This is a genomic window from Hyphomicrobium sp. GJ21 (assembly GCF_001006785.1).
Taxonomy (GTDB): Bacteria; Pseudomonadota; Alphaproteobacteria; order Rhizobiales; family Hyphomicrobiaceae; genus Hyphomicrobium_B.
This window is the reverse complement of record NZ_CDHO01000003.1, coordinates 1,695,215-1,708,248: the sequence shown is the minus strand read 5'-3', so window position 1 is coordinate 1,708,248 and position 13,034 is coordinate 1,695,215. Positions and strand designations below refer to the sequence as shown.

The window sequence follows — 13,034 nt, the reverse complement described above, 5'->3', positions numbered from 1 at the left end:
CGAGAGAAAGGCTTAGTTTTTCTCGCGGCGATGACAATCAGCGTCACGCATCGCAGTGATCGCGGCACAAAAAAATTGACCAGCTCTCGGGGGGTGAGGAGAGCTGGCCCCGGCACGGGGGAGGGAAACGATGCGTGAAGAAACTATTCGCGGCCGGACACCGCCAGAACCGTCATGACGGCGAGGATCGGAGCGGATGCGAGAATGGATACGGTCGACAGCGCGTATTCGTTACCGTCGAGCAGCGGTGCGAGGAGAGACTGCGCGTCGGGGAGCGTCGCGAGGGCGACGGTAGCCGCCGTCGTCACTGCGGCTGTGGCGGACGCTGCGATGATGCACGACATGGTGACCTCTCCTCTCTATTGGCCGTCGTCTTGAGGAGAGAATGCGCGAAGTCAGGCGGGGTCGCTGTTCCTTGGGTGACTCTTTAGATGGCGCTGGCGACTCCCCTGCGGGGAGCCGGCCGCCAGCGCGGCCTTGGGGAAGCAGGGGAGTGAAATTTCATAGAGGTGGCGCTGGCGACTCCGCTGCGCGGAGCCGGCCGCCAGCGCGGGTGTCTTTGATTGGCGCTGGCGACTCCCCTGCGGGGAGCCGGCCGCCAGCGCGGCCCTGTTGAGGCAGCGATGGGAGGTTCCGAGGAGAGCCTGCCTCAGAGCGTTACTTCTGGAGCTTTTCGATTTTGGCGGCCATGTCGGGAATGACGATCATGCGATAGGTGTCATTCTCGCATTTCAGAATCCAGACGGCTTCGTTCGGCCGTGAAGCGTTGACTTCGCGCTCGGCGCTTTTCGCGTGGCTGCACGCAAAGCCCTGATCTCGAGCTTGCGACGCGAGTAGGTCTGACGTCGGTTCGTCGCCGGGCAGACACATGGCCACTCCGCTGAACGCAGCCACGGCAAATCCGAATACAACGAAATAAACCGCGTTCGTCATGATAGTCGCGCTCCGGGCCCGCGCCTCAACCTGTGCACTCTACCGCAATCGCGCGAAAAACGCCCTGCCGCTCGGCTATCGAGGTAAAAATTCCGTATCCTGATCATCGCGTGGCGGCATCGGCTGCGGCCGGTTGATGGCGGCGACCAGCGTGTAGGAAATCAGCATCAGCAGAAACCACGATCCGAGCTTGCCGATGCCGACGATCTGCCAGCCGTGCTTCTGATGCGGATAGGCCCATGCCGCGGTAAACGTGCCGATGTTCTCCGCGAACCAGATGAACAGCGCGACCAGCACGAGTCCAAGCAACAGCGGCATGTGCCGGTGCGTCTTCCAGATTTTATAGTAGATCGTACAGGGTCCGATCAGGAGCAATGCGGCAGCGAACAGAACCGGGCGCACGTCCCACGTATAGTGATGCGCGAAGAAGTTAATGTAGATCGCGGCGCTCAACAGTCCCAGCGCCCACACGGGCGGATGGCGCGTGAAGCGGAAATCGAACAGTCGCCAGCAGCGCGCGATATATGAGCCGATCGCTGCATACATGAAGCCTGTAAACAGCGGAACGCCGCCGATCCGCAGCAGGCTTGGCTCCGGATAGATCCATGATCCGACCGAGGTCTTGAAGATCTCCATGATCGTGCCGACGACGTGGAAAATCAGGATGACCTTGGCTTCCTCGATCGTCTCGAGGCGGAAGGTCAGCATCAGGACTTGAATGGTCACGGCGGCAATGACGAGGAAATCGTAGCGCGCGAGCGCCGCGCCCTTGGGATAGAAAAGGAATGTCGCGACGAGGAGCGCCAGCATCAGCGCGCCGAACAGGCAGGCCCAAGCTTGCTTAACGCCGAAGCGGACGAACTCGTAGGCGAAATGCGCGGCGGGTCCTCTCGCCTCGGCACGCTCGCCCAGATGGCTTTCCCAAGTGATGAAGCGCGCCAGCGGCGCCCAGAGGCGTGCCGCACTGGCGGCCGCGCCGTCCTTGCGGGTCTCGTTCGCGACCTTGCGTTGCATATCTTACCCCTGGGGACATTCGGCTTGGGCGGCCCATCATGCGGGCGTTTGTGGCGGGCTCGGGCCTATGCCTGAAAACGCAGGCATTTTTTGGCGCAATCGCCGTCCCCTATACGAATTCGATGTCGCACGGCGATTGTCGTTGCGGCCGCGTTCCATTACCGTTGCCGCGACGTATCATTTCACCGGATTAATCGCGCCTGATGACTGTTATTCCGAATTTTGCAGACGTGTCTTTCGAAGCGCCGGCCGCGAACCAAGCTGGCCAGGGTTCGGCCGCGCCCGAGGCGCCGGTCTGGGAGACGCCCGAGGGCATTCCGGTCAAACCGGTTTTCACCGGCGCCGACACGGCGGGGCTTGATTTCATCGACACGCTGCCGGGCATCGTCCCCTTCCTGCGCGGACCCTACCCGGCGATGTACGCGCTGCAGCCGTGGACCATCCGCCAGTATGCAGGCTTCTCGACGGCGGAAGATTCAAACGCCTTCTATCGGCGCAATATCGCGGCAGGCCAGAAGGGCCTGTCGATCGCCTTCGATCTCGCGACCCACCGCGGCTATGACTCCGATCATCCGCGCGTCAAGGGCGACGTCGGCATGGCGGGCGTCGCGATCGATTCCATCTTCGACATGCGCGTGCTGTTCGACGGCATTCCGCTGCAGGACATGACGGTGTCGATGACGATGAACGGCGCCGTGCTGCCGATCCTCGCGCTGTTCATCGTGGCGGGCGAGGAACAGGGCGTGCCGCCGGAGAAGCTCGCTGGAACCATTCAGAACGACATTCTGAAAGAGTTCATGGTGCGCAACACCTACATCTATCCGCCCGCACCTTCGATGCGGATCGTCTCGGATATTTTCGCCTACACCAGCGCGAAGATGCCGAAGTTCAACTCGATCTCGATTTCCGGCTACCACATGCAGGAAGCCGGTGCGACGGCCGACCTCGAACTCGGCTATACGATCGCGGACGGCATCGAGTATGCACGCGCGGGCGTTGCCGGCGGATTGGATATCGACGCGTTCGCGCCGCGCCTGTCGTTCTTCTGGGCGATCGGCATGAACTACTTCATGGAAATCGCCAAGATGCGCGCCGCGCGCCTGCTCTGGGCGAAGCTGATCAAGGAAGAGTTCAAGCCGAAGAGCGACAAGTCCCTGTCGCTCAGAACGCATTCGCAGACGTCCGGCTGGTCGCTGACGGCACAGGACATTTTCAACAACGCGACGCGCACGTGCCTCGAAGCCATGGCGGCGACGCAGGGTCATACGCAGTCGCTGCACACGAACGGTCTCGACGAAGCGATCGCGTTGCCGACGGATTTCTCGGCGCGTATCGCCCGCAACACGCAGCTTCTGCTGCAGCAGGAATCGGGCACGACGCGGACGATCGATCCGTGGGGCGGCAGCCACTATGTCGAGCGCCTGACCTACGATCTCGCAAAAAAGGCGCTGTTGCACATCGAGGAAGTCGAGGAGCAAGGCGGCATGGCGAAGGCCATCGCGGCTGGAATTCCGAAGCTTCGTATCGAGGAAGCCGCCGCACGCACGCAGGCCCGCATCGATTCCGGGCGGCAGACGATCACCGGCGTCAATAAGTTCCAGATCAAGGGCGACAAGGAAATCAACTTCCTCAAGGTCGACAACCAGGCCGTGCGCGAGGCGCAGCTCGCGAAGCTGAAACGGCTTCGGGAAGAGCGCAACGAGTCCGACGTGCAGGCCGCTCTCAATGCCCTGACCGAAGGCGCGAAGGGCAACGCCAACCTGCTCGACCTTGCCGTCAAGGCTGCGCGCCAGAAAGCGACGGTCGGCGAAATTTCCTACGCGCTCGAAAAAGTCTTCACGCGGCACAAAGCCGAAATTCGCGCCATCAGCGGCGTCTATAAGAAGGAAGCGGCGATGAATCCGAGCGTCGATCGGGTGAAGACCCTCGTCGAGGCGTTCGACAAGAACGATGGCCGCCGTCCGCGCATTCTGATCGCCAAGCTCGGCCAGGACGGCCACGACCGAGGGCAGAAGGTCATCGCGTCGGCGTTCGCGGACCTGGGCTTCGACGTCGACATCGGGCCGCTGTTTGCGACCGCCGATGAAGCGGCACGGCAGGCCGTCGAAAACGACGTGCACGTCGTCGGCGTTTCGACGATGACGGCAGGCCATCTGACGCTGGTGCCGGAACTCAAGGCGGCGCTCGACAAGGAAGGGCGCGGCGACATCATGATCGTCGTCGGCGGCGTCATTCCCCCCGCCGATTACGACGCGCTTTACGCGGCTGGCGCGAAAGCGGTGTTCGGCCCCGGCACGAACATCCCAGAGGCTGCGGCGGATCTCGTCGAAAAGCTCAACGCTCAGCTCGGCTACGCCGACAAAGCAGCGGCGGAATAGATACGAAAATGGCCGGGCGAACCCGGCCATTTTTATTTTATCGAAGTTTCAGGAAGCGATCACGAAGCCGGGTTGCGGCTCTGACGGCCACGACCGCCGTCGTCGCGGCGCGGCTTCATGAACTTCGGTGCGTCGGATTTGCCCCAGGACGGGCGGCGGTCACCGCGCTCATTCTGACCACGCTCGCCGTGGCGATGCTCGCCTGCGCGATGTTCGCTCGTGCGATGCTCGGCCGAACGATGCTCGCCGGGGTGCCTCTCGTTTTGCCGTTCCGGCGCGTGTCCACGTTCGCTGCGACGATCGCCGTGCTCGTGGTTCGTCCGCGATGCCGCTGCCTGGCGCGCAGGCTCGCCGTCGCGCGAGCGATGCCCGGCGTGAGAGCGATGGCCGTCGCCGCGATGTTCACCGCGCTCACCGCGATGCGGGCGATCGCCCTGACCGCGATTGGGACCGCGATTGGGGCGATGTTCACCGCCTCGCGCTTCGCGACGTTCGCCGACGCCGAACATGGCGTCGCCTTCGGCCGTAATCCCGAGCGGCTCATACGGACGACGGTTCTCACCGTTGCGTGCCGGCGATGCGTTGGCACGCTCGTCGCCATTGCGATGCGGGCGGGCGTGACGTTCGCCGCGCTGGCCGCCTTCGCGTCCTTCGCGGCGGCGGTCGCCGTGCTCGTGGTGACGTTCACCGTCACGCCGCGGTCCGTTCTGGGCGCGGTGATGCTGACGCCGCTCCGGCATCGGCAGCACTTCGCCACCGACGTCGGCGATGACCTCGAGCTTCTGCTTCATCATGCGCTCGATGGCTGTGATTTCCTGGCGCTCGGACGGATCACAGAGCGAGATCGCGACGCCGCTGTTGCCCTTGCGCGCCGTGCGGCCGACGCGATGCACGTAGGTTTCCGGATCGAGCGGCATATCGAAATTGACGACATGCGTGATGTTCGAAACGTCGATGCCGCGCGCTGCGATATCGGTCGCGACGAGCACGCGAATGTGCCCCATCATGAAGTCGTTCAATGCACGCTGGCGTGCGTTCTGCGCCTTATTGCCGTGGAATGCCGAAGCACTGATGCCGGCCATGCCAAGGCGGTCGGCGACACGGTCCGCGCCACGCTTCGTGCGCGTGAAAACGATGACGCGCTTGCAGGCTTCGTCAGCGAGGATCGTATGCAGCCGGCTTTGCTTTTCCGGCGTGCGCACGATCATGACCTTCTGATCGATGCGATCGACGACGATCGATTTCGACGAGAGGTCGACGCGATACGGTTCCTTCAGAATGTCATAAGCGAACTTCTTGATCTCGACCGGCATGGTCGCGGAGAAGAGCGCCGTGCGCCGGGCTTCAGGAAGCATCGCGACGATCTTCTTGATGTCGCGAATGAAGCCCATGTCGAACATGCGGTCGGCTTCGTCGAGCACGAGCGTTTCAACGCGCGACAGATCGCAGGTCCGCATATTGATGAGATCGAGCAGACGGCCGGGCGTCGCGACGAGCACGTGCACGCCGCGTTTCAGCGCGTTGATCTGCGGTCCCTTGCTGACGCCGCCGAGCACGACGGCACGGCGGATGCGCATGTTGCGCGCCAGGCTCGCGACTTCCTGGTCGATCTGAATCGCAAGCTCGCGCGTCGGCGCCAGCACGAGCGCCAACACCTGCTTCGGTGCCGGTTCGCTGTTTTGTGAGGCGATCTTGTTCAGGATCGGAAGGACGAATGTTGCGGTCTTTCCTGAACCTGTTTCAGCCATGCCGAGAAGGTCGCGACCCTCGAGCTGCGGCGGCAACGCCTGCACCTGGATAGGCGTCGGCGTTACGTACCCGCACTGCGTCAGGGCACGCGAAAGAGGCTCGGCAAATCCGAACGCCTCGAAATTTTCAACTGTCAAAGTGAAGTGTTTCCCAAGGGCTTCGAGACCGCTACGTCCTTGCGTGCGGGTCGTCCCATGGCCCACACCGGCGCTTTCGGGGTGTGGCCTTTGCTATAAAAGATTGTTCTCAATGCAGGGTCGAGCGCGGCAGTTGAGCCGCTTGGAGTGGCACGAGGACCCGAGCGCCATCGAAGAGCAATGGCCTGCTAGTGGCGATGTTCGGCCTTGAAGTCAAGGCTCAAGAGCCGATTTAAGGCGTGCTGTGTCGGTCAGACGCGGAATATCGAATTGGTAAAGGGGAAGACTACGATGATGATGCGACACCTCTTTTTGCCGCTGGCTGCGGCGGTTGTTGGCTATGCGGGCGTGACCGCCGCTGCCGCCGGCTCGAAGCGGGTTTTCACGATTGCGGCAGTGGAACCAAAGGGCACCGCCGACGTCGCCAAGGAGCCTTTTCCGGCCGCTGCGCTCCCCGAGGGCGGCGGGCTGCAACTCAAAAAGCCCGGTGACGACGGCCGCTGGCAGATCTCGGCCTATCTCTGGAGCGCGCCGCAGTATCACGTCAAAGCAGGAGACGAGGTGACGTTACGGTTTGTCGGCCTCAATGGCTCCGAGCATCCGACGACGATCGAGGGCTACGACAAATCGTTCACGCTCAAACGAGGGGAAGTGACCGACGTCAGCTTCGTTGCCGACAAGCCCGGCGTTTTCCAGATCATCTGCTCCAAGCATCAGCCGACGATGGTCAGCGAACTCATCGTCGAGTAGCAGCTCACCTCAAGCGATCTCTGAAATCGCGTGGCGCATGGCGTCCATGACGCCCGGGTCGCTCATGGCGTGGCCGGCCGTTTCGATAAATTCGAGACGCGCGTCCGGCCACGCAGACGCCAATGCGTGCGCCGTTCGCGGCGGACAAAGCAAGTCGTAGCGGCCCTGCACGATGCGCCCCGGAATGCCTGCAAGATTTCGTGCTTCGCGCAGAAGCTGACCGGGCTCGAGGAAGAAATTATTCTGGATGTAATGCGCTTCGACGAACGGCGTCGGCGGCAGGCGCGACGCGGCATCGACTTCTGCCGGAAGTTTTCCTGGCTTGGCTGCGATTTCGGATAACGCGCGTTCGTAAGCGAACCAACGCAGCGCCGGAACCGTATGCACGTTGGGATCTGGATTGCAGAGACGGTTCACGTAGGCCTGAAGCGGATCGGAGCGCTCGGCGGGCGGAAGCCAATCGCGGAAGTCGGCGTAAAGCTCGGGCCGGAATATTTTCGGCCCTTCGAGAAACGCCCATTCGACTTCTTCCGCGGTGCCCAGGAAAATGGCGCGTAGAACAAGTCCCGCGACGCGTTCAGGGTGTTTTTCGGCGTAGGCGAGCGCCAGCGTCGAGCCCCAGGAGCCGCCGACCAGCAGCCATTTGGCGATATCGAAATGTTCGCGGATGGCTTCGAGATCGCTGACGAGATGAGCGGTCGTGTTGGCGTCGCGCGAGAGATAGGGATGGCTGCGGCCGGCGCCGCGTTGATCGATCAGGAAGATATGGTCACGCGCCGGGTCGAACAGCGTGCGGTGCAAATGCTGAGAGCCGCTTCCCGGTCCTCCGTGCAGAAACGCAATAGGGCGGCCGCCTCTGAGGCCGACTTCCTCGACATAGATCCAGTGACCGTCGCCGACATGGAGCATGCGCGCGTCGAAAGGGCGAAAGGCTTCGGGCAATGTTTTCATGGCCGTTCTGCTGAGCACGGAATTCGGCGGCGGGCAAGGCGGCTGCACCGTGGGACGCATAGCCAGGCCGCTTGCTGCCGTCATGGCCGCGTCACAGACCGGGCTTTACGACATGCGTCGAGTTCGACGGCAACCGGGCGCCGGAGGTCAACGTTGACAAGCGAAGGCTTTAGCAAAAATCCGCACATGACCGGAAACTCTTGGTTCACTCAATCGGAATTGACGAAACAGTTTTCGAACCCCACCTGCACACTCATCGCAAGACTCGCTAAGATAGCCGTATTGGACACGACGGTTTCTGTTCATAGGAGTTCGACATGGTTCGCACTGCCGTTTCGCAAATGCTACGCGCCGTCGCCGCCGGAGGATTTGCCCTAACCGTTGGCGTAATGGGCGTGAACGTCAGCAGCGCAAACGCAGAACCTGCGTCGCTGACCGGCTCTTGGAGCGGCAATGGCTCGATCTCCTTTTCATCGGGATCGAAGGAAAGGGCCCGGTGCCGCGCCCACTTTGCGAAGACGGGGGCATCGAGCTACGCGATGTCGGCGACGTGCGCGACGCCATCCGCGAAAGTCGATCAGTCGGCGACGCTCTATAGATCCGGCGCCAACAGCTACACGGGCAGCTTCTTCAATCAGCAGTACAATACCGGCGGTTCGATCCGCATCACGGTTTCAGGACGTACGCAGAGCGTGCGCCTCTCCGGTGAAGCCGGTAGCGCGATTTTCAAGCTGCGGAAGCTTTGACGTTCGTCCGGCGGGCGACTTGCGCGCAGCGCATCGCTTATAAAAGCTGGCGTCCCGTAAAAATATAGCCGGGCCTTGAAGCCCGGCTATTCAAATTCGCAAGCGACGTTGAACGATCAGCCTTTGTCGTCGGGCTCAGCCGGCGCGGGACCGCCGTCGTTGTCGGGCGCGTCGTTCTGCATGCCGGGACCGCCCTTACCGTCAGGACCGCCGTGCCAGCCGTGATGCCCGTGGTGTCCCGGACCGCCCGGACCCCAGCCGCCGCCGAAGGCCCAGTGCGGTCCGCGACCGCCGCCGTGACCGAAGCCCGGCGACAACTGGCGCATCAGCGGACGCAACACATCTTTCTGCTCGTCACTCAAGGACGCGTAGAAAGGCTTGAATGCGGTTGAGAACGTCTTGAAGCGGTCGGCGCGTTCAGCGAGATTGTTGCTCATCTGCTCGTAACGTTCCGCAAGATCGGGGCGTTTGGATGGGCCTTCCGATTTGTCAGCCCGGCGTTCCTCGCGCTTCTTCGCCCATTCGGCACGCTTTGCCTCGCGGGCCTTGAACGCATCGCGGACGGACGATTCAACGGGCGCCCAAAGTTTTTCCTGATCCGCATTGAGCTGCAGAGCCGCCTTCGCCATTGCGATGCGACCTTCCTCAAGGCGGGTCCGCGTTTCCGGTGTCATGCTGTGCCAGCCGCCTGGACGATCGACGGACTTGGCAATGGCAACGGTCGCCGGAACAGCGGCTACGGCCGCAATCGCAAGCCAAGCACCGCGCGAAAGTTTATTCATGGGGTCATCTCCTTCGGCCAGCTCGAAAGATCGAAGGGGAGCAAGTTTCGCTGGCCGTCGGATCAGGAACGACGCAGCGCCGTTGATCCGTCGTGAAATTTTGTTCACGACGGAAACGGCAATCGCGTTCGCCGCGAGCGCTTCGAATGCCTATTTTTGGCCGCTTTTAGCGGGTGCCACGCAATCCGTGCGGGCTGGAACCGCTGGTTCCGTCCGACGCCCCGGTGGCTGCCGCGGAAGCCATATTGGCGCGCGCCTTACGATCGATCGGTTGGGCGTAGACGACGCGGTCGCGACCGCTGAAGCAGCCGGCGACACAGATCACCAGATCTTCGTTGGGCCGCGCCGCGCTCAGTTGGCGGACGAGCATGCTGGATCCCGTTCCGGCTTGAACGGTGAATCCATCGAGCGGAACTGAATTGAGATTTTTTGCCGGAAGCTGGTCGGGCGCGGCGCCAGCGGCAACGATCTGCGTGCCGTCGGTTTCTTCGTCGTCGAATTGAACGTCCTCGGCGAGCGCACAGTTGGCCGACGCCAAAGCAAAAAGAACAGCAGCAGCCGACGCAAGCGGCTTTGCAAACGCGGAACGCATGACGGACCTTCGAATACTGAACAAACTCGAAAGAAGTGTGCCGTACGCGCGTAAAGGAAGTCTTACGAGATTTGCTCAAACCCGCGACGCGGCGGCGCCATGCGCGCCACCGTCGGAGGATTTGCGGCGAATTTTGCTGCCGGCTTCCTTGCCGGCGGCTAGGGCACTGCCGCCGTTTCCGCCTGGAACCGCCAATATTTGCCCGCGGCCGAGTCAACGGCCAGGATGCTCTTGAAGCGCTTGTCGGGCGGACGAAGTCCGGATGCGACGAGCGCTTTCACATCGTTGAGCAGAGCGGGATTTTCAGCGTAGCCTGAATGGTTGAGTCCCAGCGCGTCGGTGGAGACGGCGGTGACGTCGATCGTATCGAGGCCCGGAATGATCAGCGGTCCCGACGCGGGAACGTCGCCCGCACGCGGCACGCCGCCCCAGAACCGTGCCGAATAACTCAGCGCGCGGTCGTTCGAGGCTGCATAGAGCGTGACGCCTTTCGCGAACTTGATGACCTCACGCGCCAGAATGTTGAACTTGTCGCGATCGACGTCCGGCGCTGCAAGAATGACCTGGCTGATGACGACGCCGCGCGGAACTTTGGTCTTCATGCGTTCGAGCACGCGCAACAGCAGCTCGTTCCCCATCGAATGCGCGATGAGGCTGATGGATTTCGCGCCGCTTTTCTGGATCACCATGTCGAGGAATTCGGCGAGCCTCGGCTCGGCCTGCTCGACGCTGCCGTGATCGTACGTGTAGCTCGCGACCTTGCCGCCCGAAGGCCAGCTATAGAGGAAGGGCACGCCATCAAAGCGCAGATCGTAGGCGATCTGCGCCGTGCGGTAGAGTGCGTTGTCGAACGACGTGTTGAAGCCGTGCACGAAGACGAAGGCGTGGTCCTTGAAGGTCGACGACGTCGCAAGCCGCTGTTTGACGAGCGCCAGCATCTGGGCTTCGGTCAGGCCTTTGATTTCCTGCACCGTGAAGTGCTTCTGCGGGTCTTCCTTCTCCTCGTAGACCTTGACCTTGAAGTACGGGATTTCGATCACGACCGGCCGCTCGATGTGCGGCACCTTGTGGATCAGCGGCACCGTCACCAATGCCCTGCCGAGTTGCAGCTGGTGGCCGCGCTCGGCGCCGAATTGCAGCCGTTTCGGATCGGCCTCGACGGCGCGATCGGTGCCATAGAACACAGGCACGACGTCGTAGGTTTTGGCCGGATCCTCGGCGGGTGCGGCTGCCGCGGATTTTTTCGCGTTGTCGTATCGCTGAGCCATGGCGGCTCGCGCCTCCTCTTCGGCGCGGCGGGCAGCTGCGGCCTTGGCGGCGGCTTCGGCGCTGGCGTTGGCCGCGGCTCCAGGCGCGGCGGTCGGCATGGGCGGTTCTGGCGCGACGGCCGGAGGGCTCGGCCTCGCGGCGGACGCGCGCGGTGCAGGCGGCGGCGGAGCGGGCGCCGGTTCGGCCGTCTCATATGACCGGCCAGACCCGCCTTCCGGATCGGATGTCTGCGGATAAGGCGGGGGCGCTGCGCCGCCCGCCGGTTCCTCGGGAGCCTCAGACGCCACAGGCGTCTCTTCTTCAGCGGGCGAAGTCGTCGGCGCCGGGGAGCCAGCCGTGGCCGGCGCGGGTGCCGGACGCACGCTGGCGGTCTTCGTGGAATCCGTTTCAGCAGGCGCTTTTGCGAGTTTTGGCGCTTGGGTACAGGCAGCCACCAACCCGCAGGCCATGATCGCCGCAATAGCTGCTACAGACCGCCGTGGCTGCAGCCAACGCCTGGCAAGCGAATACATCGCGTTCCCTCCCCGCATTTCCGTCTTTGATCCCTTGACCCCAGGAAATCCTACGAGCCTGCCGCTCATTGGGCAACACGATGTGCATGCCGTGAAATTGTGTCAGCAGGATTGTCGTGGATTTCAGCGACGAAATCCGGACTTGCGGCGCGCGCCGTTCCTGACCATGGTCGGCCGTTGAAAGATAAAGGATATCCAGGCGAGCCATGGCGACTGCCACCCTGTCAGCCCACCGCATACCCGTCGCAGATTACGTGGCCGGCATCACCGCCGGCGACCGGGCGTTGCTTGCCCGCGCGATTACGCTGGTCGAGAGCACCAATCCCGAGCATGGGCGGCTTGCGCAGCAAGTGTTGCAGGAGCTTCTGCCGAGAACAGGACAAGCCGTGCGCCTCGGCGTGACCGGCGTGCCCGGCGTCGGCAAATCGACGACGATCGACCAGTTCGGCATGAATCTGATCGCGGAGGGTCATCTCGTCGCCGTGTTGGCGATCGATCCGACGTCGAAGCGGTCGGGCGGGTCGATCCTCGGCGACAAGACGCGCATGAGTTCTCTGGCGCAGGAGCGGAATGCATTCATCCGTCCTTCGCCCTCCTCCGGCACGCTCGGCGGGGTGACGCGCAAAACGCGTGAGACGATGGCGCTCGTCGAGGCGGCGGGCTTCGACGTCATCATCGTCGAGACCGTAGGCGTCGGGCAATCCGAGGTCGCCGTTTCCGATATGGTCGATTTCTTTCTCGTGCTTCTGCTCGCGGGCGGCGGCGACGACCTGCAAGGCATCAAGAAAGGCATCATCGAGCTTGCCGACATGATCGCCATCAACAAGGCCGACGGCGACAATGTCCGGCGCGCGGAACGGGCAGCGGCGGATTACCGGCATGCGTTGCAGATTTTCACGCCACACGACGCGACGTGGTTTCCGCCGGTGCTGACGGTGTCGGGGCAGGAAAATCGCGGACTGAAAGACCTCTGGGCGAAAATTCTCGAGCATCGCGAAAAGATGTCGGCGACCGGGCAGTTCCAGGCGCGACGGCAGGCGCAGGCGGTGTCGTGGATGCGCGACATGCTCGAAGACCGCCTGATGGGCGCGCTCAAGGCGCACCCGGAAGTCGCGTCCGAGCTTCCGAAAATCGAAGCATCGGTGCGCGAGGGCACGCTGCTGCCGACGCTGGCGGTCGACCGGCTGATGGGGCTGATGGGGCTTTAGCTCCGGCACATAA

General features: G+C 62.8%; 13 protein-coding genes. 4 read left to right on the top strand and 9 right to left on the bottom strand.

The annotated features are described in order from the left end of the window. Positions 1 to 143: 143 nt before the first annotated feature. From HYPGJ_RS16460 to HYPGJ_RS16450, 3 genes are all read right to left on the bottom strand, one after another. Positions 144 to 344: a hypothetical protein gene (locus HYPGJ_RS16460; RefSeq protein ID WP_046848066.1), complete on the bottom strand. Its 201-nt coding sequence runs from the start codon at positions 342 to 344 to the stop codon at positions 144 to 146. Positions 345 to 657: 313 nt separating this feature from the next. Then, positions 658 to 933, bottom strand: coding sequence for a hypothetical protein (locus HYPGJ_RS16455; protein WP_046848065.1), 276 nt, complete (start codon positions 931 to 933; stop codon positions 658 to 660). 75 nt (positions 934 to 1,008) lie between these two features. Next, positions 1,009 to 1,947, bottom strand: coding sequence for a DUF817 domain-containing protein (locus HYPGJ_RS16450; protein ID WP_046848064.1), 939 nt, complete (start codon positions 1,945 to 1,947; stop codon positions 1,009 to 1,011). A gap of 203 nt (positions 1,948 to 2,150) precedes the next feature. Between HYPGJ_RS16450 and scpA the strand changes: the two genes are divergently transcribed. Beyond that, a complete protein-coding gene (scpA, locus tag HYPGJ_RS16445) occupies positions 2,151 to 4,325 on the top strand; it encodes a methylmalonyl-CoA mutase (protein WP_070104073.1) in 2,175 nt (724 codons plus the stop codon). A 59-nt stretch (positions 4,326 to 4,384) separates the two neighbouring features. Here the strand turns inward: scpA and HYPGJ_RS16440 are convergent, their stop codons facing one another. Continuing rightward, positions 4,385 to 6,211, bottom strand: a complete 1,827-nt coding sequence (locus tag HYPGJ_RS16440) for a DEAD/DEAH box helicase (RefSeq protein ID WP_046848062.1) — start codon at positions 6,209 to 6,211, stop codon at positions 4,385 to 4,387. A 291-nt stretch (positions 6,212 to 6,502) separates the two neighbouring features. Here HYPGJ_RS16440 and HYPGJ_RS16435 point away from each other — a divergent pair, with 291 nt between their 5' ends. Next, entirely contained in the window at positions 6,503 to 6,961 is a 459-nt protein-coding gene (locus HYPGJ_RS16435) for a hypothetical protein (RefSeq protein ID WP_046848061.1), read from the top strand. A gap of 9 nt (positions 6,962 to 6,970) precedes the next feature. Here HYPGJ_RS16435 and pip read toward each other — a convergent pair whose 3' ends face one another. Then, on the bottom strand, positions 6,971 to 7,912 hold the full coding sequence (gene pip, locus HYPGJ_RS16430; protein WP_046848060.1) for a prolyl aminopeptidase: 942 nt from the start codon (positions 7,910 to 7,912) through the stop codon (positions 6,971 to 6,973). A gap of 317 nt (positions 7,913 to 8,229) precedes the next feature. Between pip and HYPGJ_RS16425 the strand changes: the two genes are divergently transcribed. Then, positions 8,230 to 8,658 (top strand): hypothetical protein, encoded by a 429-nt coding sequence (locus HYPGJ_RS16425; protein ID WP_046848059.1) that lies wholly within the window; start codon positions 8,230 to 8,232, stop codon positions 8,656 to 8,658. 116 nt (positions 8,659 to 8,774) lie between these two features. On the opposite strand, the gene HYPGJ_RS16420 is transcribed toward HYPGJ_RS16425, so the two are convergent. The 4 genes from HYPGJ_RS16420 to HYPGJ_RS19515 form a co-directional block, all read right to left on the bottom strand. After that, entirely contained in the window at positions 8,775 to 9,440 is a 666-nt protein-coding gene (locus HYPGJ_RS16420) for a Spy/CpxP family protein refolding chaperone (RefSeq protein ID WP_046848498.1), read from the bottom strand. A 166-nt stretch (positions 9,441 to 9,606) separates the two neighbouring features. Then, complete coding sequence (locus tag HYPGJ_RS16415) at positions 9,607 to 10,032, bottom strand: hypothetical protein (protein ID WP_046848058.1); 426 nt, start codon at positions 10,030 to 10,032, stop codon at positions 9,607 to 9,609. A 158-nt stretch (positions 10,033 to 10,190) separates the two neighbouring features. Continuing rightward, positions 10,191 to 11,588 carry an alpha/beta hydrolase gene (locus tag HYPGJ_RS16410; RefSeq protein ID WP_244466206.1) on the bottom strand — a complete coding sequence of 466 codons (1,398 nt, stop codon included), beginning with the start codon at positions 11,586 to 11,588 and terminating at the stop codon, positions 10,191 to 10,193. Positions 11,589 to 11,688: 100 nt separating this feature from the next. Next, positions 11,689 to 12,021: a hypothetical protein gene (locus HYPGJ_RS19515; RefSeq protein WP_244466204.1), complete on the bottom strand. Its 333-nt coding sequence runs from the start codon at positions 12,019 to 12,021 to the stop codon at positions 11,689 to 11,691. On the opposite strand from HYPGJ_RS19515, the gene meaB reads away from it, so the two are divergent. Next, positions 12,020 to 13,021, top strand: coding sequence for a methylmalonyl Co-A mutase-associated GTPase MeaB (gene meaB, locus HYPGJ_RS16405; RefSeq protein WP_046848056.1), 1,002 nt, complete (start codon positions 12,020 to 12,022; stop codon positions 13,019 to 13,021). The genes HYPGJ_RS19515 and meaB overlap by 2 nt on opposite strands. Positions 13,022 to 13,034: the final 13 nt, after the last annotated feature.

Bases quoted from the DNA above. Each gene is read 5' to 3' on its own strand.
- HYPGJ_RS16460 (WP_046848066.1), bottom strand. From the start codon at position 344: ATGTCGTGCATCATCGCAGCGTCCGCCACAGCCGCAGTGACGACGGCG.
- HYPGJ_RS16455 (WP_046848065.1), bottom strand. From the start codon at position 933: ATGACGAACGCGGTTTATTTCGTTGTATTCGGATTTGCCGTGGCTGCG.
- HYPGJ_RS16450 (WP_046848064.1), bottom strand. From the start codon at position 1,947: ATGCAACGCAAGGTCGCGAACGAGACCCGCAAGGACGGCGCGGCCGCC.
- scpA (WP_070104073.1), top strand. From the start codon at position 2,151: ATGACTGTTATTCCGAATTTTGCAGACGTGTCTTTCGAAGCGCCGGCC.
- HYPGJ_RS16435 (WP_046848061.1), top strand. From the start codon at position 6,503: ATGATGATGCGACACCTCTTTTTGCCGCTGGCTGCGGCGGTTGTTGGC.
- pip (WP_046848060.1), bottom strand. From the start codon at position 7,912: ATGAAAACATTGCCCGAAGCCTTTCGCCCTTTCGACGCGCGCATGCTC.
- HYPGJ_RS16425 (WP_046848059.1), top strand. From the start codon at position 8,230: ATGGTTCGCACTGCCGTTTCGCAAATGCTACGCGCCGTCGCCGCCGGA.
- HYPGJ_RS16420 (WP_046848498.1), bottom strand. From the start codon at position 9,440: ATGAATAAACTTTCGCGCGGTGCTTGGCTTGCGATTGCGGCCGTAGCC.
- HYPGJ_RS16415 (WP_046848058.1), bottom strand. From the start codon at position 10,032: ATGCGTTCCGCGTTTGCAAAGCCGCTTGCGTCGGCTGCTGCTGTTCTT.
- meaB (WP_046848056.1), top strand. From the start codon at position 12,020: ATGGCGACTGCCACCCTGTCAGCCCACCGCATACCCGTCGCAGATTAC.
- HYPGJ_RS19515 (WP_244466204.1), bottom strand. From the start codon at position 12,021: ATGGCTCGCCTGGATATCCTTTATCTTTCAACGGCCGACCATGGTCAG.